This window comes from Streptomyces sp. NPDC060049, from assembly GCF_042736715.1.
GTDB lineage: Bacteria > Actinomycetota > Actinomycetes > Streptomycetales > Streptomycetaceae > Streptomyces.
This window is the reverse complement of the sequence record NZ_JBHWVV010000007.1, coordinates 162,077-183,039: the sequence shown is the minus strand read 5'-3', so window position 1 is coordinate 183,039 and position 20,963 is coordinate 162,077. Positions and strand designations below refer to the sequence as shown.

Here is a 20,963-nt window from a genome sequence, read left to right as displayed (position 1 = left end):
GTGCCGAAGCTGAATCAGATCATCGCAGTGGAAAAGGGCGTCAAGTCCAAAGCCCTCCAGGAGCTCACCCAGGCTCACCAGGACGTGCAGAAGCCCGCCCTGCTGGCCGGCATCTCCCGGACCTACCAGCCCAAGGACGAGGAGGGCGAGCAGCTGCCTCCCGAGTCGACGCGGGTGCAGGTCAAGGCGGAGGACGCCCTGAGGGCGACCGCCGGGACGCTGACGCGGCTCTTCGACGTGACGGCGACGAAGGACTGGGCGAACCGCTCCGCGGTCGCGGACGTGGTGGTCGACGGCACGGTGCTCCTGCCGCAGGTGCCGGTCCCGTACCTGCTGTTCCTGGAGAAGCAGCTCACCGACCTGCACACCTTCGTGCGCAAGCTCCCGGTGCTCGACGCCTCCGAGTCGTGGAACCTGGACCCCTCGACGGACTCCTGGAAGACGGAGCCGGTGCGGACCATCCGCACGAAGAAGGTCCCGCGCAACCACGTGAAGGCCGAGGCGACGGAGAAGCACCCGGCGCAGGTCGAGGTCTACTACGAGGACGTTCCGGTCGGCTACTGGACCACCGTGAAGTTCTCCGGAGCGCTGCCCGCCCGCCGGGTCAACGAGCTCCTCGACCGGGTCGAGAAGCTCCAGCAGGCCGTCAAGTTCGCCCGAGAGGAAGCGAACAACACCGAGGTCACCGACCAGCGGATCGGCGACGCGGTATTCGGCTACCTCTTCAGGTAGCCCCACATTCGCCCCCCGTCGCGAGCGGGGGGTGCGCGATGAGCGCAAGCTGAAACTGATGTTGAAGCTGATGAAGGGGTGTCAGGTGGGGGTTCGAATCCCTCCCCCCGCACACGTGCGGGGGTGGCCCAAGTCCGGTAGAGGCGGCCCCGTCAAACTCAGATTCTCGCTCCAGTCTCAGTATTCGCCGCCGAACACCGGATCGACCGGGCGCGGGCGATCACCGTCGGATGGGGGTTCAAGTCCCCTCGGCGCCTCTCTCGTGGCGCTGTAGTTCAAAGGCAGAACACGTCGGTCTCAAAATGATCCGCGGCTCTTAAACGCCGCCGGTGTGCGCAAATGGGTGGCAAGCTGGAGCCCGGGAGCTGGACATGCTCCCGGGCTCCGTCACGTTCCGGCTCCGGACCCGGCGCGCCCGGCGGCCACGGGGCCGCCGCCCCCGACGGCCACGCGGCCGGGTTACGCGGGCACCGGGACCGACACGTAGGTCGTGCCCGACTCGTTCTCCACCAGGACCGTCCGGACGTCCGCAGGGTCCACAGCCGCCGAGCCGTCCAGCGCCGCGCCCTTGCCCTCGCCGTGCGCCGCCGCGCCTACCACCCAGCCGCCCGCCGTGGTGCGCGTACCGTCCCGCGCGACCACCACGAGGCGGCACCGCTCACCCGGAGGCACACCCGTCACCGCCGCGTGCACCCGTACCCACTTCGCCGCGGGCGTCACCTGTACGGTCATCCGCGCGCCCGTGCCCACGTCCGTCGCGGAGGCCACCTTGGTCCCCTTCACAGGCGGCGACGGCTGCGCCGAGACCGTCGGTGTCGGATTCGGCGGCAGCGCGACGGGTCCGCCGTCTCCGCCGCCCACCTGGGTCCCGGCCCAGAACACCGCGGCCAGCGAGGCCGCCGCCGCCAGTCCCGCGAGGGCGGTGCGCCGGCGACGGGCCCCGGCCACCTCCTGGCGCATCTGCCGCAGGGTGCGCTGGAGCAGCAGGTCCCCGCCGTGCGGCGGACCGTCGAGGAACGCCTCGGCCGGCACCTCGCCCAGCGCCGCCTCCATCTCGCGCAAAGCGGTCACCTCCTGACGGCACTGCACGCAGCCGTCCACGTGTTCCTCGACCCGGTGGAAGTCCGCGTCGTCCAGGACGCCGAGGACGTACGGGCCGAGCAGTTCCTCCTCGTGCCGCTGCCGGTTCACGCCACCACCTCCTGAAGTCCGCCGGGCCGCTGGGACGCCCCGCCCGTTCGTCTGTCTTCCCCGAAGACCTCTCGGAGTGCCTTGAGCGCGTAGTGCGAGCGCGATTTCACCGTGCCGGCGGGAATGCCGAGGGTGTCGGCGGCCTCGGCGACGCTGCGCTGGCGGTAGTACAACTCCGTGAGCACGTCGCGGTGTTCCGGTGAGAGCCGGTCGAGGGCGCCCAATACCGTCATCGTGTCCACCACCGCGTCGGCGTGGTCGGCCTCCACCGGCGGATGCGCCGGCGAGCCCGAGACCTCCGGCGGCCTGGCCGCCTTGGCCCGGAACCGGTCGGTGATGATGTTGCGGGCCACCGTGAGCAGCCAGCCGCGTACCGAACCCTTCCCGTTGACCAGGACGTCCGAGTGGCGCCAGGCCCGGATGAGGGTCTCCTGGACCACGTCCTCGGCCGCGGCCCGGTCGCCGGTCAGCCGCGTGGCGTAGGCGAGCAGGGCGTGGCCGTGCTCCTCGTACACCGACTTGATCAGTGCTTCGTCCGCCCCGCCCCGCCGAGCGCGGGGCCACAGTGGTCCGGCCATCTCACCCTCTCCGTCTTCCTCGGTTGCGTGGTGCGGTCACAACACGGCCTGCGCGGAGGGCCGGTTCACGTGACCTGCGTCACGTGGCACCTGTCGCGGGCGGCCCCCGGCCGGTCACGCACGGCAGGAACGGCCCTGGTTGAGGCAGTCCACGACCTCCGCCATCCGCTGCCCGGTCATCACGTTCACGAACATCGCGTGGTCCGTCTTCGGGCTGTGCCGCTGCTCGGGAAAGGAGTCGAGGGCGAGCGGGGCCCCCGGCGGCACGTCGTAGGCGAGGAAGATCCGCAGCCGGGGCACCGGGAAGGTGTCCCGCGGGCACACACCCCGCGCCGTCGGGAAGAGCAGGTGGGAGCGGTGCCCGGCGCTGGTCGTGTCCAGGCCGTTCCAGCAGCTCGGGAAGGTGAGCGTACGGGTGAGGCGCTCGCCCGCCGGGCAGCGCGGATAGCGGGTGGTGGAGCGGTCGGGGGAGCCGGAGCAGCCCCAGCGGGCCCGCACGTCCTCGTCGGTGCCCGCGGTGAAGGCCACCGCGTCCCCGGTCATCGCGTGCAGGAACCGGGGCATCGCCACCACCTTGCCGACGGGGCTGCCGAGGAACTCGACCGTGACCGCGGCCTCCGGCAGGATCCGTCCCGCGTTGGTGTGGCCGGCGGAGTCCTCGTGTGCGCCGGTGCCCGGCAGGTCCGTGCGGCGCAGCACCGGCCAGTAGTACGCGGAACGGTCGCCGCCGGCGCAACTGGTGGCGGCCGCGTCCAGGGAGGCGTCGGTGGAGAAGGCGTCCGTCGACCGGTTCCCGACGTAGGCGTGCGTATGGTGCGCGCCGGAGCGCAACCCCGGCGAGACCACCAGGTTGTCCTCGTTGTAGTGGCCCTCGGCGTTGCGACCGCACTCGACCGACATCCGGCCCGTCGAGGCGTCGGGGCCGCTCGTACGGGGCTCGACGGGTCCCGGCGGGACCTCGCGGATGTCGACGAAGTCGCCGGGCCCGGAGCCCGCGCCCCGACCCGCCGGGAGGGGGCCGCCCGCCCGCGCGGCCCCCAGTACGGCGGCGGTCAGTGCGCCGCCGAGCACCAGGCAGATCAGCAGCGTGAGCAGTCGGTGTCCGTTCGCCATGCGGTCACGGTTGTCGCCCGCGGCCGCCCCGTCAAGGCACGCCTTCGACGGCTTCTGCTCGACGAGGACGAACCGGTCCGGATCGCCGCCCGCTCGGTGCACGCCGTAGCGCGCGGGCAGGCGGAAGGCACCCCTGCCCGCCACCGCATGGCCGGTCCGGTCCTTGTCCGGAGCGCGCCGACCGCGCACAGTACGCGGTATGACTCCCGATGATCTCCTCCGGGCCCTCGCCCGCACCCGTGCGTCCCTCGACGGCGCCGAGGTCACCTTCTGGTGGACGGGCGACGTCTACTCCTCGGCCCCCGGCGAGCCGTACCGGCGCCTGTTCGGCTTCGAGGGCGTCAACGTGGCCCGTCTGGTCGGGGAGGAGACGCCCGGGTCCTATCAGCTCCTCACCCGGGAAGCCGCGTTCTACCTCGATCCGCTGACCCGCGAGATCCTGGAGACCTGGCAGGACAAGCCGGTGATCCACGTCTGGAACGACCCCGCGAACCAGAAGTGGCGACCCTTCCCGGTCCCCATGACCGAGCTGGGCGACCAGGTGTGCTTCAGCCTGGAGGTCCCGCTGGCCTACCCCTCCCCGCTGCCGGTCGCGCAGTATCCGCGGCACTCGGCGGACGACACCTACCGGGCCCTGGAACTCTTCCAGTTCTTCGCCCCGGCCTCGGTGCTCACCACCGATGCGCCCGGCGTCCCGTCCACCATGTCCTGGACGCGTTCGTCCCCCTGGCTGCCCTGGATGGAACAGGGACCCCGCCCCGGAGGGCTCACCTTCCACTGCCGGGGCCGCAAACTGGCCGCCTACGCCGAGGTCCCGGACCGCACCCGCGCGTACATCGAGGCACACCACCCGGAGTTCGCGCACGCCCCGGAGAAGTGGACCGAGCCGAACGAGACGAGCTGGACGTACTTCCGGCGCCTGCACCCCCCTCAGGCCTGACGGGCGGGGCCGGGGCCGTAGCCGCCCGACCTGCTACCGGTTCCCGTTCGCGAACCGGTCGAGGGCGCGCAGTACGTGGTCGCGGGTCGTCGCGTCGCCCAGGTGTCCCGCCTCCTCGACCACGGTCAGTTCGGCGCCGGGCCAGGCGCGGCGCAGTTCCCACGCGGTGTCGAGCGGTCCGCCCATGTCGAGCCGGCCGTGGATCAGGACGCCCGGGACGCCGGCCAGCCGGTGTGCCCCGCGCAGCAGCTCGCCCTCCTCCAGCCACGCACCGTGGGAGAAGTAGTGCGAGCAGATGCGGACGAGGGCGAGCCGGGCCGCCGGCGGCCGGCCGCTGTAGGGGAGGGAGGCGCCCCGCGTCTCCCCGGAGAGCACCGCGTCCTCCCAGGCGCACCAGTCGGCCGTCGCCTTCGCGCGGACCGCTTCGTCCGGATGCCCCGCGAGGCGGGCGTAAGCACCGACGAGGTCGCCGTCGCGCGGTGTGCCGCCGGCTCCGGCGACGAAGTGCTCCCACTGCTCGGGGAAATACCGGCCGACCCCCCGGTAGAGCCAGTCGATCTCCGAGCGCCGGGTGGTGGTGACGCTCGGGATGACGATCTCGGACACCCGCTCCGAATGCCGCTGCGCGTAGGCCAGGATCAGCGTGGATCCCCACGAGCCGCCGTACAGCAGCCAGCGGTCGATGCCGAGGTGGGATCGCAGCCGCTCCATGTCGGCGATCAGGTGCGCCGTGGTGTTGTGCCGCATGTCGGTCGCCGGATCGCTCGCGTGCGGGGTGCTGCGTCCGCAGCCGCGCTGGTCGAAGAGGACGACCCGGTAGCGGGCCGGGTCGAAGAACCGGCGCGCCTGCGGTCCGCATCCCGATCCCGGACCGCCGTGGACGACGAGTGCGGGCTTTCCGTCCGGATTGCCGCAGACCTCCCAGTGGACGAGGTTGCCGTCACCGACGTCGAGCATGCCCTCGTCGTAGGGCTCGATCGGCGGGTGGAGCTCGCCCATGTCCTCATCCCCTCATCTGCTCGTGCCGCAGGTCCAGCCAGCCTACGCCGCCGGTCGGCGGGCCGACGGCACTGGGACGAGGGGGCCGCCGGGGGAGCGGCAGGGGGCGGACAAGGGTTTTCCCCGTATCGCGTTCATCCCCCCGTTGCCTACTGTCTGCCCACCGGCGATCCTCCCCGTCCGAACAGCCCCCGCGCCCACCCCACATGGCGTGAAGCTATAGGGTCGGCTCTTCGCCGGTGCCACCGTTGCCCTGCCCCGACGTCGTGGCGGGGCAACACAGTGGTGAGCAGCGGTGGCCGGGCGGGTTCGACCAGCCCGTCCCGGTCCCGCGGCCGCCGGTTCACCTCCCACACTGCACCAACCGGCCGTTGCGGCGCGCCTTGCGACGGCTCGCGAAAGGGAACACCGTGCACGCATCCAGACGTAGGCTCATATCCGTGGTGGCGATGTCCGTCACTCTGCTCGCCGGCTCCGCCACCACCGCGGTGGCGCTGTCCCCCGCGGATCCCGCCCCGGCCGCCGCCACCGCGACCGCACCGGTAGAAAACCTCATCGTCGGGTACAAATCCACCGCCGCCGAGGCCAGTTCCAACACCGCGGCAGCCACCGACGCGGCCGTCAAGGGCAAGAAGGCCTCGAAGAAGGCCAAGTTCGAGCGCCGCCTCGGTACCGGCGCCGCCCTCGTCAACCTGGGTGGTGCGACCGCCCCGTCCGACGCGGCCGCCGTGATCGCCCAGTTCCGCGCAGACCCCGACGTCGCCTACGTCGAGCCCGACTCCCGTGCGTACGCCCTGGCCGTCGCCCCCAACGACACCGAGTACGCCAAGCAGTGGGACCTCTTCGAGGCCACCGCCGGCATGAACGTCCAGGCCGCCTGGGACAAGTCCACCGGCTCCGGCGTCACCGTCGCCGTGATCGACACCGGCTACGTCGCCCACTCCGACGTCGCCCCCAACGTCGTCGCCGGTTACGACTTCATCTCCAGCTCCACCGCCGCCCGCGACGGCGGCGGCCGCGACAGCAACCCCGCCGACGAGGGCGACTGGAGCGCGGCCGGCGAGTGCGGCACCGGCTCCCTGGCCAGCGGCTCCTCCTGGCACGGCACCCACGTGGCCGGCACCATCGCCGCCGCCACCAACAACTCCAAGGGTGTCGCGGGCATCGCGTACGGCGCGAAGATCCAGCCCGTGCGCGTGCTCGGCAAGTGCGGCGGCGCCACCTCGGACATCGTCGACGCCATCACCTGGGCCTCCGGCGGCACCGTCCCCGGCATCCCGGCGAACGCCACCCCCGCCAAGGTCATCAACATGTCCCTCGGCGGCTCCGGTGCCTGCACCAGCAGCTACCAGAACGCGATCAACGCGGCCGTCGGCCGCGGCACGACCGTCGTCGTCGCCGCGGGCAACAGCAACGCGGACGCGGCCGGCTTCACCCCGGCCAGCTGCAACAACGTGATCAACGTCGCCGCCAGCAACCGCGCCGGAGACCGCTCGTACTACTCCAACTACGGCTCGATCATCGACATCGCCGCCCCGGGCGGTGAGACCCGCCGCGCCACCGACACGCCCGGCACCGTCACCACCCCCGAGAACGCCATCCTCTCCACCCTGAACAGCGGCGCCACCACGCCGGGTGCCGAGACCTACAAGCCCTACCAGGGCACCAGCATGGCCGCCCCGCACGTCGCGGGCCTCGCCGCGCTCCTCGTCTCCGCCAAGTCCTCGCTGACCCCGGCGCAGATCGAGTCGGCCATCAAGACGAACGCCCGCCCGCTCGCCGGCACCTGCACCGGCGGCTGCGGCGCCGGTCTCGCCGACGCGGCCAAGACGGTGACGGCCGTGACCTCCACGCCCACCACCCCGTCGTTCACGAACACCACGGACTTCGTCGTCGGCGACAACACCACCGTGGAGAGCCCGATCACCGTCAGCGGTGTCGCGGGCAACGCCCCGGCCACCCTCAAGGTCGGCGTGAACATCGCGCACACCTACATCGGTGACCTCAAGGTCGACCTGGTCGCGCCCGACGGCACCGTCTACACGGTCCACAACCGTGCCGGCGGCAGCACCGACAACATCAACCAGACCTACACCGTCAACGCCTCCTCCGAGGTGGCGAACGGCACCTGGAAGCTGCGCGTCAACGACAACGCCGGCGGCGACACCGGGAAGATCGACTCCTGGAGCCTCGGCTTCTGAGCCGGATCCCCAAGAGGCTCCAACTCGCTCTGACGGAGCGATAGTACGGACCAACAAAGCCCGTCGGACCTGCTGATACACCGCGTATCGGCAGGTCCGAAGGGTTTTCCTGCCACGTGACTGATTTCTGCGTCACAATCCGGGCCCGCCGGGCATCCGACCTCGTATTGTCGCGTCTCACAGGAAGGGCACAGGAGCGCGGACCGAGAGGCTGGTGGCTGTGCGTGGTGGCGGCTACGGGGAACGCCGACGCGACCGTCGGACACGGAGAACTGATCAAGGCGGTCGACCGGGCGCTGACCGCGCACGGACGCGCCCTGCTCACCGGTCCCGCCGGCTCGGGCAAGACCGAGGTGCTGCGCGCCCTCACCGAAGCCGCCGCGCTCCGCCACGAGACCGTCCTGCACCTGGCCCCCGAAGCCACGGACCGCTGGATACCCGAAGCCTCCGCCGCCGCCCTCCTCGCCTCCGTCCCCGCCCTCGCCCTGGAACGGCTCTCCGGACCCCAGCGCACCGCCATCGCCCTCCTGCGCCGCGAGACCGACGCGCCCCGCGCCGGCCGCGACCACGTCGCCCTGCGCCTCGCCGTCGTCGAAGTGCTGCGCACCCTCGCCGCCCGCGGCCCCGTCCTGCTCGCGCTCGACAACGCCCAGTGGCTCGACGCCGAGAGCACCGACCTGCTGCGCTTCGCACTGCGCCTCACCCCACCGCACGTACGGGTCCTGGTCGCCGAGTGCGTCCACGGCGGAGCCCCGCTCGCCGAACCCCTCTGCGGACCGGACACCCCCCAGATACGGGTTCCCCCCCTCGGCACCGACGAGATCGCCGAACTGCTGGTCCGCCGCGGCCTGCCCGCCCGCCTCGCCGGCCGGATCCACCAGGCCAGCGGCGGCAACCCGCGCCTGGCCCTCGCGCTCGGCCACTCCCTCGCGGAAGCCGCCGGGGCCCGCGACGGCTGCGCCCACCACGCCGATCCGCTCCCCGTCTCCGGCCAGGCCCGCGAGGTGGCCCGCCGGCTCCTCGGGGTCCTCCCCGTCCAGGCCCGCCGCACCCTGCTGCTCGCCGCCCTCGCCGCGCGCCCCACCACCGCGCTGCTGCGCAGGGCCGGCCGGCCGGGCGCCGAGGCCGAGCTCGCGCTGGCCGAACGGGCCGCACTGGTCACCGTGGAAGAGGACGGCGCGGTCCGGTTCACGGCCGGCGCCCTGCCGACCGCGCTCGCCGCCGACGCGGGCTGGCCCGAGCGTGCCGCCGGACACGCCGCGCTCGCCGACGCCGTGGACGACCCCGTCCAGGCCGTACGCCACCGGGCGCTGGCCGTGGACACCCCCGATCAGTGGCTCGCCGCCGAGATCACCGAGGCCGCCGCGTCGTGCCGGCGCCGCGGCCAGCGGGCGCTCGCCGCCGAGTTGGGCCTCCTCGCGGCCGAGCGCACCCCCTCCCACCTGCCCGGAGAGGAACTCGCCCGGCTCGTGGCCGCCGCCGAGGACGCCGGCTGGGCGGGCCGCGCGGACCTCGCCCGCCGAGCCAGCCGAGCCGTCCTCGCCCGCGACTCCTCGCCCGGCGACCGGGTCCGCGCCCGCCTCGCCGTCATCGACGCGGCGGGCCAGGCCCTCGCGGACCTCGACGAGACCTTCGCCTACGCCATGGCCGACGCCGAGGGCGATCCCGCGCTCCAGGCGGCCGTCCGGCTGCGGACCGCCTGGAAGCACAACCTCAGCGACGGCGACCCCGTCCGCTCCCGGGACGCCGCGGCCCGGGCCGGAGTGCTGGCACGCAGCGGAGGGGACCAGGTGGCCGAGGCGATGGCGCTGACCGTGCGGGCCCGTATGGGCCGCATCCTCGGGGATCCGGACGCCGAGGAGATCCTCGCCGAAGCGCTCGCCCTGCCGGCCCCCGAAGTGCCGCTCGGCATGCGCAACGCCCCGCAGTACCTCGCCGTACGCCACGCCCTCTTCGACGACCGGGTCGACGACGCCCGGCGCCAGCTGCTCGTCCTGCTGCCCGCCGTGCGGCGCACCGGCTCCGCCGAGGACGTCTTCGAGGTGCTGCGCAGCCTCACCGAGGTCGAACTGCGCCGGGGCAGGTGCGCGGCCGCCACCGCGTACGCCCGCGACGCCTTGGAGCTGACGGTCGAGGCCGGACTCTCTCCCGGCCCCGCCTGGTACCTCGCCGCGGTGGCGGAGGCCATGGGCGGAAGCTTTCCGCGCGCCGCCGGGTACGCCCGACGCGGCATCCAGGCCTCCGAGGAGGAACACGACCAGGTCTTCCTCTCCCGCGGCCTGTACGCGCTCGGCCTCGTGGAACTCGCCACGGGCGAGGCCGCCAAGGCCGTCGCCACCCTGCGCCGTGTCGCCGAACTGGAGGCCGCCCAGCAGGTGGTGGACCCCTCGATCCTGCGCTGGCACGGGGAGCTCGCCGAGGCCCTGGTCGCAGCCGACGCACCCGACGAGGCCGCCGAGCTCCAGGCCGGCGTCCGTACGACGGCCCTGGCGCTCGGCCGCACCAGCGTGATCGCCGCCCTCGACCGAGCCCGCGGCCTGTGCCTCTCCGCGCACGGCGACCCCGAGGCGGCGGTGGCCCTGTTGGAGGACACCACCGAGCGCTTCGCGCTCCTCGGACTCCCGCTGGAGCGGGCCCGCACCCTGCTCGCGCTCGCCCGGGTGGAACGCCGCCGGCGCCGGCGCGCACCCGCCCGCGCCGCGCTCCAGGCCGCCGCCGAGGCCTTCGCGGCGGCCGGAGCCGCTCCTTGGACCGAGCTCGCGCGCGAGCCGTCCGCCGGCGAGGGGGGCGGTGCGGACGGGGCACGCGCCCTGGCCGCGCTCACGGAGGCGGAGACCCGCCTCGCCGTGCTCGTGGCCGAGGGCGCCAGCAACCAGGAGGCGGCGGCGAAACTCTTCGTCAGCGTGAAGACCGTGGAAGCCCGCCTGACGAGGATCTATCAGAAGCTCGACGTCCGCTCCCGGGCCCAGCTGGCCACGACGCTGCGTACCCGCTGACCTTCGGCCTCAGCAGCTCAGGTTGTTCCCCGGGCTGACGCCCAGGATCTGGGTGAAGCTCTGGTAGGCGTTCACCCGGCTCTGCACCTGGGCCGGGTTGCCGCCGTTGCACTCCAGGGAGCCGTTGATGGAGCGGATGGTCTCGCCGAAGCCCGCGCCGTTGACCATGGCCGCGTGGGCCGTCATGGTGCCCGGTCCGTTCTGCGTGTTCCAGTACCAGAGAGCCGTCTTCATCGCGACGGCCGGGTCCTGTTCCACCAGGTAGGGGTTGGCGAGCAGGTTGATGCCGAGCGCGTCCCCTGCGGCCTTGTAGTTGAAGTTCCAGCTCAGCTGGATGGGTCCGCGCCCGTAGTAGGCGGCCTGCCCGGCCGGACAGCCGTACGGCTGACCGGCGTCACAGTAGTGGGGGTAGTTGGCGGTGTTCTGCTCGACGATGTGGACGAGGCCGCCCGTCTCGTGCGAGACGTTGGCCAGGAAGGCGGCCGCTTCGCGCCGCTTGACGGTGTCGTCACCGGTATGGGCGAAGCCGGGGTACGCCGACAGAGCCGCGACCAGGCCGTTGTAGGTGTAGAAGGGGTTCCGGTTCGGGAACATCTGGTTGAACTGGGCCTCGCTGACCACGAATCCGGAGGGGTTGCCGGTCCCCGGGTCCGGGTCGACGGGGCCTGCGCCGCCGCAGACGCCCTGGTCGGACCAGACGCCCCACTGGCCGGTGGTGCCGGGCGTCTCGCCCTGGGTCCACCACTTCGCCTGCCAGTTGTGTCCGCCGAGAGAGGCGCTCATGCCGTTGGTGTAGACGGCGGACGCGGCCCACGCACCGGCGCAGGCGGGAGCCGCGGCGGCGGGTGAGGAGGGCAGGGCGATTGCCAGGCCGAGTGTGACGGCAGCGGCGGCGGCCAGCGAGAGGGCGCGGCGGCGCAGGGTGGATTTCACGGAAGTGCTCCTTCAGTGGGGGGAGTTGCCGTGGGGGGCAGCTACGGCCACTGAATCGAAAATGGTCTGAACCTGTCAAGGTCTAGACCAAAAGAACGCGCCGATGCCAGGCCCCGGAGGGCGGCACCGGCGCGGTCGCGCGGGGTATCAGCTGCCGACGGTGCCGTTGCCCGACAGGACCGGGATGTTGTCCACGATGTGCGAGAGCGACTCGTCGCCCTTGGCCTGGGTGGAGTTCTCGGCGCACTGCTGGTTCTGCGGGTTCGACAGGACGTTGATGTCCTGCACGCCGACGTTGATCGCGGCCAGGATCGACTGGGCGTTGATCTTCGCCGGCAGGCCGACGCAGAGCTTGTTGAGCGAGCCCTGAACGGCGGACAGCTGCGGGCTCATCGCGCCGCTGGTCTCCTGGTTGCCGTAGATCTGCGAGGCGCCGTTGCCGTTGACCGTGTTGACACCGTTGTCGTTGCCGATCGCCATCGCCGGGGAGGCTACGGCGGCACCGGCACCCAGAACGGCGGCGGTGGCGGCGGCGGTGGCCATGAACTTCTTGAGCATGTGGGGGATCCTTCTTCAGTCGCACGGTCGCGTGAGATAGCTGCCCTCGGCGGGACGAGCTGCTCAACTGCCGTGGACACCGGGGGTTATCGCCCATCACCCGACTGGAGCAACATGCCACCCCGCAGGTGACGTCCGACGTCGGCCGGTTGACCCGGGCCGTCCGTCGGCGGATCCCCATCCCCGTACGTGCAACCTGGTTGCCGCCCTCGACCGGATCGGGACCCGTGCGGGTTCCTGACCCCGTCGAGGCCGGCCGGTGCGGGGTCGCGCTGCCGCGACCGCGCCGAGGTCAGCCGGTCTTGCGGCGGACCTTCTTGTTCTTGCCGCCGGGGTTGCCGCCGGCACCCTGGATCTTCGCCCGGCTCTGGTGCGCCTGCTGCGACTGGGCATTGGCGGCGTTGCGCTCCAGGGCCTCCTTGAACTTTCGCTTGGCTTCCTCGGCCGGCGACTCGTTCTGCGGGGTGTCTGATTCTTCTGCCATGTGTGTCCTCCTGGAATGTCTGAAGCCGTTGCAGTCTGTCAGGTGGTGTTTCCCCTGGCCAGCGCGTTCCGGCGGAGCGACCTCAGGCGTCCTTCTCCAAGGTCGGGCGCAGTCGCTCCAAAAGGGCGTAGAGCGTCGCGCTCTCGGCGTCGTCCAGGGTGTCGAGCGCGCCGTGCGTGGCCTGCATCTCCTCGCGCACGCGGCGCATCACCTCGCGGCCCGCGTCCGTGGCCACCACGTTCTTGACCCGCCGGTCCGTGGGGTCGGGCTCGCGGCGCACGAGCTCGCGGGCCTCCAGCCGGTCCACGATCCCGGTCACGTTGGACGCGTCGCACACCAGGAGGGCGGCCAGGCCGCGCATCGGCAGGGGGCCGTTCAGCTGGGCGAGGACCTTGGCCTGGGTGGAGGTGAGGCCGTGACCGGCGGCGGCCGAGGCGAAATCCCGCCACTGGGCGGTGCCGATCGCGGCGAGCAGCTCCAGGAGCTCCAGCTTGGTGGGGGTGGCGTGGGGGGTGGTGGCGCTCATGCCGGGAGCGTACTCAAGGTGCTTCACATTATCAACCTTTTACTTGACCACCTTAACTATTGACGTCTACCGTCTGGTGGAGTCGAAATACTTGATGACGTCAAACATCTGCGATCTGAAGCACTGAGAAGGTCTCCTCACTCATGAGTCCCACCCCCTCCGCCACCGCCCCGGACAGCGGCTACCGGAACGAGACGGTCATCGTCTTCGCCCTGAGCCTCGCCGCCATGGTCGTGTCGATGATGCAGACGCTGCCCGTCCCGATCCTCGGGCTGATCCGCAGCGATCTCGGCACCACCACCGCCAATGTCAGCTGGGTGACCACCGCGACCCTGCTGTCCGCCGCCGTCTTCACCCCGCTGCTCGGCCGCTTCGGCGACCAGCACGGCAAGAAGCCGACACTGGTGGCCGTACTGGGCGTCATGGTCGCGGGCTCCGTCATCGCCGCGCTGGCCTCCTCGCTGCCCCTGCTGATCCTCGGCCGGGTCCTGCAGGGCGCCGCCACCGCGATCTTCCCGCTGGCCCTCTCCGTCCTGCGCGAAGAGGTCCGCCCGCACAAGCTCCCCGGCGCGATGGCCCTGGTCAGCGGCACGCTCGCGTTCGGCAGCGGCCTCGCGCTCGTCGCCACCGGCCTGCTGACCTCGGGCGCCGACGCCGACTACCGCAACGCCTTCTGGATGGCCACCGGCTTCGCGGTGCTCGCCCTGCTCGCCGTGCTCTTCCTGGTCCCCGCGACCCGGCACAAGACGGGCGGCCGCACCGACGTCCTCGGCGCGCTCACCCTCGGCATAGCCCTGCTGCTGCTCCTGCTGCCGATCTCCCAGGGTCACGAGTGGGGCTGGGCCTCCGGCCGCACGCTGGGCAGCTTCGCGGGCGCCGCCCTCATGACCGCCGTGTGGGTGATCACCGAGCTGAAGGTCCGCGAGCCCCTCGTCGACATGCGGATGTTCGTCCACCGCCCGGTGCTCATGGCCAACCTGGCCGGCATCCTCGTCGGCTTCGGCATGTTCGCGAACTTCCTGGGCGTCTCCTACCTCGTCCAGATGCCCGAGGCCCTGACCGGCTACGGCTTCGACGCGTCCATCCTGCGCGCCTCCGTGGAGTTCCTGCTGCCCGGCGCGATCGTCTCGCTCCTCGCCTCTCCGGTCGGCGGCCAGCTGGTCCGCCACCGCGGCCCGCGCGTCGCGCTGGCGATGGCGGCGGGCCTCGGCGCCGTCGGCTTCGGCTGGCTGGCCCTCGACCACGGTCACAGCGCCTCGGTGATCGGCGCCGGTCTCGTCGTCGGCGCGGCCGTGAGCTTCGGCTACGCCGCCATGCCCGCCGTCATCATGGCGAGCGTTCCGCCCCACCAGAGCGGCATCGCCAACGGCATCAACTCGATCTCCCGCTCCACCGGCAGTGCGATCGGCAGCGCGATCGTCACCACCATCCTGGCGTCGAAGACGATCGAGCACCTTCCCGCCGGAGTGCCCGCGCTGCCGGCCGAATCGGGCTTCACCCTCACCTTCGCCATCGGCGCCGTGGCCTTCGGCCTCGTCGCGGTGATCAGCGGCTTCGGCCTGCGAGGAGCGAGCGGTCCTCGGACCGCCCCGGCGCAGACCGTCCCCGTCGCCGCCGGCCCGGCGGACTCGGGCGCGGCGGACTCCGCCGCGGCGCCCGTCGTGAAGGCGCCCGCGAAGCCGGTCGAGAAGGCCGACGCCTGATCCGTCCCGCGCACCGACGAGCCGCCCCCGGGTCTGCACACCGCAGCCGCCCGGGGGCGCTTTCGCGTACCGGTGGTGCGCACCGGCCCGGCCGGTCAGGCGTCCAGGGGTCGCCAGGCCGGGCCGGCTCCGTCCTGCCGGACGTGTCCGAACACCACATCGGCGAAGTGGACGCCGAAGCCGATCGTGCCGGGCTCCGCCAATTCGGCGACGAGGCGCCGGCGGTGGTCGGCGGTCCTGGCCGGGTCGTGGTCGAAGGCCGAGGACCACTCCGGGTGGTCGATCTGGATCGGCGAGTGCACGGCGTCACCGAAGGCGATCAGGCGCCGCCCGCCCCCCGTGATGACGTACTCGGCGTGGCCCACGGTGTGACCCGGGCTGATCCGCACGCGTACGCCGGGGAAGACCTCCTGTCCGTCCGTGACCGTCCGTACGCGCGGGGCGAGGGCTGCGACCTGCTCGGTCATGCCCTGTGCCTCCAGGAGGTCGCGCCGGTCCCATTCCGGCTCGGAGACCAGGTACTCCGCATGGGCGAACACGGGCCCGTCACCGCCCGGGGCGGGATGGCAGGCCCAGCCGAGGTGGTCGGAGTGGAGGTGCGTGAAGGCCACCGCCTCGATGCCCCGGGGGCCGCGACCGAGCTCGGCCAGGCCGCGGACGAGCGCGCCTCCGTGGACCGTGCTGATGGGGCCGTCCGGGGCCTCGTGCGCCTGCGGGCCGAAGCCCGCGTCGATCAGCAGTGCCCGCTCTCCGTGCTCCACCAGCAGAGCGCCGACGCTGCCCACGAGGTGGCCCGTGGCGTCCAGGTACTCCGGGTGTGCGGCCCACACCTCCTCGGTGGTGTCCGGGAGCATGCGCAGCGGCCGGAGGCGGACGTCGCCGTCCGGTACGTACGACACCTTCGTCTCGCCCAGCCGTATCGAGCGGATGCCCGCCGGCCGGCGCAGTCGTGCGTCCTGGTCCACCGTCAAGTCAGCCATGTGTTCTCTCCTGTGAGTCGTCGTCAGGCCGTCGCCCTGGTGTCGCGGCGACAACGCCACCATAAACATCAAGTTCGAATGATTCAAGCTGTAAATATGTTGGCTTGACGGACTTGCTAGGGTGGTGGCATGACGACGTCCCCCGACTCGCAAGCCATCGCCGAGCGGCAGCTGTGCGGTCTGGTGAACGGGCTGGCCCAGCGGATCGCCGAGCACGTGCGGGACCGCGCCGCCACCCTGGGCCTCACCGCGGCGCAGGCGACCGCGCTGCGGGAGATGAGCGGGCCGATGACCATGCGGGAGCTCGCCGAGCGCATGAGCTGCGAGCCCTCCAACACCACCTTCGTCATCGACAAGCTGGAGAAGCAGGGCCTCGTCGAGCGGCACCCGCACCCCACCGACCGCCGCGCCAAACGCCTCGTCCTCACCGCCGAGGGCGCCGCGCTGCGCGCACGGCTCCTCGGACTCCTCGCGGTGGACTCCCCGCTGTCCGGCCTCACCCCGCAGGATCAGCGCGTCCTGCACGGCCTCCTGGAACGGGCCGTCGCCTCGCCTTGAGCGGCGCCGGACCGGTCACCGGGTCATCGGCCGCGGCCACCACCCGGAACTCCCGCGCCGCCTTGCGGATAGGCTCGTCCGGGGCCGGGAGGTACCTACCCGGGGCCGGAAGGGTGTCATGACCAGCGAAGCAGCGATCCGGATCCTGAGGGCCGCCGACCGTCCGGCCGCTGCATGGAAGAACGGCGGAGGCGTCACCCGCGAGATCGCCGCCGGACCCGAGGGTGCCGGCATGGACGACTTCGCGTGGCGGGTCAGCCTCGCCGAGGTGACGGCCGGCGGCCCCTTCTCCGTCTTCCCCGGCGTCGACCGCACGCTCACCCTTGCCGAGGGCGCCGGCATGGACCTCCGCACCGGGGGAGTACGGCGCCTCGTGGACCGGCGGCTTGAACCCCAGCGGTTCCCCGGAGACGAGCCCACCGACTGCCGGCTGCTGGGCGGCCCCGTGGTGAACTTCAACGTCATGCACCGCCGCGGCGCCGTGACCGCCGGGACCGCCGTGGTGCGGGGCGACCTCGCACTCACCGTCCGGCCCGGCGAGACGGTGCTGGTCGTCGCCCTGGAGGGCGACGTCGCGCTGGGAGGTGCCGGCGAACTGGGCCCGTACGACGCCGCCTTGATGACCGGACCGCGCGAGCTCGGGCTGCGATGCTCCGGGTGCGCGGCGGTGGTCCGGCTGGCTCGGCCGGAGTAGCGGCTCTCGCTCCACCAGGATCCGGGGCGAGCCGGCGCGAAGCGCCCCGCGGGCCGCGGACGTCGCCCCAAGGGTGCCGGGACCGCCGCCGGCCCGAGGGTCGATCCCTCGTCTTGTCGCCCGCCCGATCCGGCATCTGATCCGGCGCCTGCTCCGCTGCCCTCCAACGGCCTTACGTGTGCGGAGCGTTGACAAAGTCGCCATCTTCTAGAAACCTGTGCCGCGATGGCCGCATATTTGAGATGAGATCACTCAAAAACCAGAGAATGGTCTGCAAGTTCGCGGCAGGCACGCCATCCGCCTGCTGAAGTTCCACGCTCGGCCCCTCCGCCCCGTGCATCACCACCGGGCGGGTCCCCCCATGGAACAGAGGACAGCATGAGATGGAAGCAAGGCGGCCGGCTGCTGCTGGCCGGCACCGTGGCAGCCGGACTGATGACCGTCGGACTCCTGCCCGTCACCGTCGCCGCCGCCGCGGGCGGACCGAACCTCGCACTCGGCAAGGCGGTCACCGCGAGCGGATCCCTCGGCGGCTACGGGGCTCCGGCAGTCACCGACGGCAACCAGGGCTCGTACTGGGAGGGTCCCTCGGGGACCTTCCCGCAGTGGGTGCAGGTGGACCTCGGCGCGAGCACGGCCGTCGACCAGGTCGTGCTGAAGCTGCCCGCCTCGTGGGAGACGCGCACCGAGACGCTGACCGTCCAGGGCAGCTCCGACGGAAACTCCTTCAGCACCCTGTCCGCCTCCGCCGGGCACCTGTTCAACCCGTCCCGTTCCAACGCGGTGACCATCGGCTTCCCGGCCGCGACCGCCCGCTACGTGCGGGTGAGCGTCACCTCCAACACCGGCTGGCAGGCCGCGCAGATATCCGAGCTCGAGGTGTACTCCGCCGACGGCGGCGGGTCTCCCGGAGATCCGGGAGACCCGGGGACTCCGCCCCCCGTCGGCGTGAACCTGGCCAAGGGGAAGCCGATCGAAGCCTCCTCCACCACCCAGGCGTTCGTCGCGGCCAACGCCAACGACGACAGCGTCACCAGCTACTGGGAGGCGGGCGGCCAGCAGTCCACGCTGACGGTGAAGCTCGGCTCCAACGCCGACGTCACCGGGATCGTCCTCAAGCTCAACCCCGACCCCCTCTGGTCCGCCCGCACCCAGAGCTTCGAGGTCCTGGGCCGCGAGCAGTCGGCGAGCGGGTTCACCTCTCTGAAGGCCCGTGCCGACTACGCCTTCAGCCCGGCCGGCAACCAGAACACCGTGACCGTCCCCGTGACCGGCCGGCTCGCCGACGTCCAGCTGAAGTTCTCCGGCAACACCGGGGCCGGCGGCGGCCAGGCCGCCGAGTTCCAGGTGATCGGCGCCGCCGCGCCGAACCCGGACCTGACCGTCACGGACCTCTCCTGGTCCCCGTCCGCCCCGTCCGAGAGCGACGCCGTCACCCTTGGCGTCACCGTGCGCAACACCGGTACGGTCGCCTCCGCCGCTACCGCGGTGGCCGTCAGCCTGGAAGGCGCGGCGGCCGGCACGGCTCCGGCGGGCGCCCTCGCAGCCGGCGCCTCCGCCACCGTCCCGGTCTCCGTCGGCAAGCGCCCGATGGGCGTCTACACCGTGTCGGCCGTCGTCGACCCGGCGGACACCGTGCCCGAGCAGGACAACACCAACAACAGCCGCACCGCCGCGGCGAAACTCGTCGTCGGCCAGGCCCCCGGACCCGACCTCGAGGCCCTCTCCATCACCACCAGCCCGGCCGATCCCGCCGTCGGCGCCCCGGTCTCCTTCACCGTGGCCGTACGCAACCGGGGCACGACCGCCGTGGGCGCGGGCACCGTCACCCGGCTGGTCGCGGGAGGCACCACCCTGAACGGCCCCACCCCGGCGATCGCCGCCGGCGAGACCGTCAACGTGGCGGTCAACGGCACCTGGACGGCGGTCAGCGGCGGAGCCACCCTGACCGCCACCGCCGACGGGACGGCGCTCGTCGCCGAGACCAACGAGAACAACAACAGCTTCTCCCGGGCCGTCGTCGTCGGCCGGGGAGCGGCGCTCCCGTACACCGAATACGAGGCGGAGGCCGGCGTGCACACCGGCACACTGCTGCGGAGCGATGCCCGGCGCACCTTCGGGCACACCAACTTCGCCACGGAGTCATCGGGCCGCGAGTCGGTCCGCCTCGACTCGACCGGCCAGTACGTGCAGTTCACGTCGACCGGCGCGACGAACTCGATCGTCGTGCGCAACTCCGTCCCCGACTCCCCGAACGGCGGCGGCGCGGACGCCACCATCAGCCTCTACATCAACGGCGGTTTCGCCCAGAAGCTCAACCTGTCCTCCAAGTACAGCTGGCTCTACGGCAGTACGGACAGCCCCGAGGGGCTCACCAACACCCCCGGCGGTGATGCCCGCCGGCTCTTCGACGAGTCCCACGCCCTGCTCGCGCGGAGCTACCCGGCCGGCACCACCTTCCGCCTCCAGCGCGACGCGGGCGACACCGCCGCCTTCTACGTCATCGACCTGGTCGACCTGGAGCAGGTGGCCCCTCCGGCGTCCAAGCCGGCCGCGTGCACCTCCATCACGGACTACGGCGCGATCCCGAACGACGGCGTCGACGACACGGCGGCGATCCAGCGGGCGGTGACGGCGGACCAGAACGGTCAGATCGCCTGCGTCTGGATCCCGCAGGGCCAGTGGCGCCAGGAACAGAAGATCCTCACCGATGACCCCCTGAACCGGGGGCAGTTCAACCAGGTGGGCATCAGCAACGTCTCCATCCGCGGTGCGGGCATGTGGTATTCGCAGCTCTACACGCTGACCGCCCCGCAGAACGCGGGCGGAATCAACCACCCGCACGAGGGCAACTTCGGCTTCGACATCGACGACAACACCCAGATCTCCGACATCGCCATCTTCGGCTCGGGGACCATCCGCGGCGGCGACGGCAACGCCGAGGGCGGAGTGGGTCTGAACGGCCGCTTCGGCAAGAACACGAAGATCGCCAACGTGTGGATCGAGCACGCCAACGTCGGCGTCTGGGTCGGCCGCGACTACGACAACATCCCGGCCCTGTGGGGTCCCGGCGACGGCGTCGAGTTCACCGGCATGCGGATCCGCGACCTCTACGCCGACGGCATCAACTTCGCGAACGGCACGCACGACTCGACCGTCTTCAACTCCTCCTTCCGCACGACCGGCGACGACGCCCTAGCGGTGTGGTCCAGCAAGTACGTCAAGGACCAATCGGTTGACATCGGGCACGACAACCACTTCCGCAACAACACCATCCAGCTTCCGTGGCGGGCCAACGGCATCGCGGTCTACGGCGGTTACGGCAACACCATCGAGAACAACCTGGTCTACGACACCATGAACTACCCCGGCATCATGCTGGCGACCGACCACGACCCGCTGCCCTTCTCCGGGCAGACCCTGATCGCGGGCAACGGCCTCTTCCGCACGGGCGGCGCCTTCTGGGGCGAGGCCCAGGAGTTCGGGGCGATCACGCTCTTCGCGGCGAACCAGCCCATCCCGGGCGTCGTCATCCGCGACACCGACATCCACGACTCGACCTACGACGGGATCCAGTTCAAGACCGGCGGCGGCGCCGTACCCGACGCGAAGGTCACGAACGTGCGCATCGACAAGTCCAACAACGGGGCCGGAATCCGCGCCCACGGCGGGGCGCGCGGCAGCGCGACCCTGTCGCACGTCACCATCACGGGCTCGGCCGCCGGGAACGTCGTGGTCGAACCGGGTTCGCAGTTCGTGATCAACGGAGGCTGGTGA

At 72.0% G+C, this 20,963-nt stretch carries 17 protein-coding genes; 8 read left to right on the top strand and 9 right to left on the bottom strand.

All coding sequences use genetic code 11. The features are described 5' to 3' along the window. On the top strand, positions 1 to 732 hold the full coding sequence (locus tag ACFWBY_RS15400) for a hypothetical protein (RefSeq protein ID WP_385331590.1): 732 nt from the start codon (positions 1 to 3) through the stop codon (positions 730 to 732). Between the two features lie 459 nt (positions 733 to 1,191). Here ACFWBY_RS15400 and ACFWBY_RS15395 read toward each other — a convergent pair whose 3' ends face one another. From ACFWBY_RS15395 to ACFWBY_RS15385, 3 genes are all read right to left on the bottom strand, one after another. Further along, complete coding sequence (locus tag ACFWBY_RS15395; RefSeq protein WP_385331593.1) at positions 1,192 to 1,923, bottom strand: anti-sigma factor family protein; 732 nt, start codon at positions 1,921 to 1,923, stop codon at positions 1,192 to 1,194. Beyond that, positions 1,920 to 2,501, bottom strand: coding sequence for a sigma-70 family RNA polymerase sigma factor (locus ACFWBY_RS15390; RefSeq protein WP_385331595.1), 582 nt, complete (start codon positions 2,499 to 2,501; stop codon positions 1,920 to 1,922). Before ACFWBY_RS15390 ends, ACFWBY_RS15395 begins: the two co-directional genes overlap by 4 nt. A 114-nt stretch (positions 2,502 to 2,615) precedes the next feature. Continuing rightward, positions 2,616 to 3,803 (bottom strand): DUF1996 domain-containing protein, encoded by a 1,188-nt coding sequence (locus ACFWBY_RS15385; protein WP_385331598.1) that lies wholly within the window; start codon positions 3,801 to 3,803, stop codon positions 2,616 to 2,618. 10 nt (positions 3,804 to 3,813) lie between these two features. On the opposite strand from ACFWBY_RS15385, the gene ACFWBY_RS15380 reads away from it, so the two are divergent. Further along, positions 3,814 to 4,554: a DUF1838 family protein gene (locus tag ACFWBY_RS15380; RefSeq protein ID WP_385331600.1), complete on the top strand. Its 741-nt coding sequence runs from the start codon at positions 3,814 to 3,816 to the stop codon at positions 4,552 to 4,554. Positions 4,555 to 4,587: 33 nt separating this feature from the next. Here ACFWBY_RS15380 and pip read toward each other — a convergent pair whose 3' ends face one another. Beyond that, on the bottom strand, positions 4,588 to 5,553 hold the full coding sequence (gene pip / locus ACFWBY_RS15375) for a prolyl aminopeptidase (protein WP_385331602.1): 966 nt from the start codon (positions 5,551 to 5,553) through the stop codon (positions 4,588 to 4,590). Positions 5,554 to 6,002: 449 nt separating this feature from the next. Between pip and ACFWBY_RS15370 the strand changes: the two genes are divergently transcribed. Together ACFWBY_RS15370 and ACFWBY_RS15365 are read left to right on the top strand one after the other, a co-directional pair. Further along, a complete protein-coding gene (locus ACFWBY_RS15370) occupies positions 6,003 to 7,754 on the top strand; it encodes a S8 family serine peptidase (protein ID WP_385331732.1) in 1,752 nt (583 codons plus the stop codon). Positions 7,755 to 7,978: 224 nt separating this feature from the next. Continuing rightward, on the top strand, positions 7,979 to 10,750 hold the full coding sequence (locus ACFWBY_RS15365; RefSeq protein ID WP_385331605.1) for an AAA family ATPase: 2,772 nt from the start codon (positions 7,979 to 7,981) through the stop codon (positions 10,748 to 10,750). 9 nt (positions 10,751 to 10,759) lie between these two features. On the opposite strand, the gene ACFWBY_RS15360 is transcribed toward ACFWBY_RS15365, so the two are convergent. The 4 genes from ACFWBY_RS15360 to ACFWBY_RS15345 all read right to left on the bottom strand — a co-directional run bounded on the left by ACFWBY_RS15360 (position 10,760) and on the right by ACFWBY_RS15345 (position 13,251). Beyond that, entirely contained in the window at positions 10,760 to 11,671 is a 912-nt protein-coding gene (locus tag ACFWBY_RS15360; protein WP_385331735.1) for a glycoside hydrolase family 19 protein, read from the bottom strand. Between the two features lie 159 nt (positions 11,672 to 11,830). Continuing rightward, on the bottom strand, positions 11,831 to 12,241 hold the full coding sequence (locus ACFWBY_RS15355; RefSeq protein WP_385331607.1) for a rodlin: 411 nt from the start codon (positions 12,239 to 12,241) through the stop codon (positions 11,831 to 11,833). A gap of 292 nt (positions 12,242 to 12,533) precedes the next feature. Further along, complete coding sequence (locus tag ACFWBY_RS15350; protein ID WP_214948637.1) at positions 12,534 to 12,725, bottom strand: DUF5302 domain-containing protein; 192 nt, start codon at positions 12,723 to 12,725, stop codon at positions 12,534 to 12,536. Positions 12,726 to 12,807: 82 nt separating this feature from the next. Beyond that, positions 12,808 to 13,251 carry a MarR family winged helix-turn-helix transcriptional regulator gene (locus ACFWBY_RS15345; protein ID WP_385331611.1) on the bottom strand — a complete coding sequence of 148 codons (444 nt, stop codon included), beginning with the start codon at positions 13,249 to 13,251 and terminating at the stop codon, positions 12,808 to 12,810. A gap of 143 nt (positions 13,252 to 13,394) precedes the next feature. Between ACFWBY_RS15345 and ACFWBY_RS15340 the strand changes: the two genes are divergently transcribed. Beyond that, positions 13,395 to 14,954: an MFS transporter gene (locus tag ACFWBY_RS15340; RefSeq protein WP_385331614.1), complete on the top strand. Its 1,560-nt coding sequence runs from the start codon at positions 13,395 to 13,397 to the stop codon at positions 14,952 to 14,954. A 95-nt stretch (positions 14,955 to 15,049) separates the two neighbouring features. Here ACFWBY_RS15340 and ACFWBY_RS15335 read toward each other — a convergent pair whose 3' ends face one another. After that, positions 15,050 to 15,934, bottom strand: coding sequence for an MBL fold metallo-hydrolase (locus ACFWBY_RS15335; protein WP_385331617.1), 885 nt, complete (start codon positions 15,932 to 15,934; stop codon positions 15,050 to 15,052). Positions 15,935 to 16,063: 129 nt separating this feature from the next. On the opposite strand from ACFWBY_RS15335, the gene ACFWBY_RS15330 reads away from it, so the two are divergent. The 3 genes from ACFWBY_RS15330 (at position 16,064) to ACFWBY_RS15320 (ending at position 20,963) form a co-directional block, all read left to right on the top strand. Then, positions 16,064 to 16,492 (top strand): MarR family winged helix-turn-helix transcriptional regulator, encoded by a 429-nt coding sequence (locus ACFWBY_RS15330; protein WP_385331619.1) that lies wholly within the window; start codon positions 16,064 to 16,066, stop codon positions 16,490 to 16,492. Between the two features lie 118 nt (positions 16,493 to 16,610). Then, a complete protein-coding gene (locus tag ACFWBY_RS15325; RefSeq protein ID WP_385331622.1) occupies positions 16,611 to 17,186 on the top strand; it encodes a HutD family protein in 576 nt (191 codons plus the stop codon). 378 nt (positions 17,187 to 17,564) lie between these two features. Then, a complete protein-coding gene (locus tag ACFWBY_RS15320; RefSeq protein ID WP_385331625.1) occupies positions 17,565 to 20,963 on the top strand; it encodes a CARDB domain-containing protein in 3,399 nt (1,132 codons plus the stop codon).

Coding starts and splice junctions, on each gene's coding strand:
- ACFWBY_RS15390 (WP_385331595.1), bottom strand. CDS start 2,501: ATGGCCGGACCACTGTGGCCCCGCGCTCGGCGGGGCGGGGCGGACGAA.
- ACFWBY_RS15380 (WP_385331600.1), top strand. CDS start 3,814: ATGACTCCCGATGATCTCCTCCGGGCCCTCGCCCGCACCCGTGCGTCC.
- pip (WP_385331602.1), bottom strand. CDS start 5,553: ATGGGCGAGCTCCACCCGCCGATCGAGCCCTACGACGAGGGCATGCTC.
- ACFWBY_RS15370 (WP_385331732.1), top strand. CDS start 6,003: ATGTCCGTCACTCTGCTCGCCGGCTCCGCCACCACCGCGGTGGCGCTG.
- ACFWBY_RS15355 (WP_385331607.1), bottom strand. CDS start 12,241: ATGCTCAAGAAGTTCATGGCCACCGCCGCCGCCACCGCCGCCGTTCTG.
- ACFWBY_RS15350 (WP_214948637.1), bottom strand. CDS start 12,725: ATGGCAGAAGAATCAGACACCCCGCAGAACGAGTCGCCGGCCGAGGAA.
- ACFWBY_RS15345 (WP_385331611.1), bottom strand. CDS start 13,251: ATGAGCGCCACCACCCCCCACGCCACCCCCACCAAGCTGGAGCTCCTG.
- ACFWBY_RS15340 (WP_385331614.1), top strand. CDS start 13,395: ATGAGTCCCACCCCCTCCGCCACCGCCCCGGACAGCGGCTACCGGAAC.
- ACFWBY_RS15335 (WP_385331617.1), bottom strand. CDS start 15,934: ATGGCTGACTTGACGGTGGACCAGGACGCACGACTGCGCCGGCCGGCG.
- ACFWBY_RS15330 (WP_385331619.1), top strand. CDS start 16,064: ATGACGACGTCCCCCGACTCGCAAGCCATCGCCGAGCGGCAGCTGTGC.
- ACFWBY_RS15325 (WP_385331622.1), top strand. CDS start 16,611: ATGACCAGCGAAGCAGCGATCCGGATCCTGAGGGCCGCCGACCGTCCG.
- ACFWBY_RS15320 (WP_385331625.1), top strand. CDS start 17,565: ATGAGATGGAAGCAAGGCGGCCGGCTGCTGCTGGCCGGCACCGTGGCA.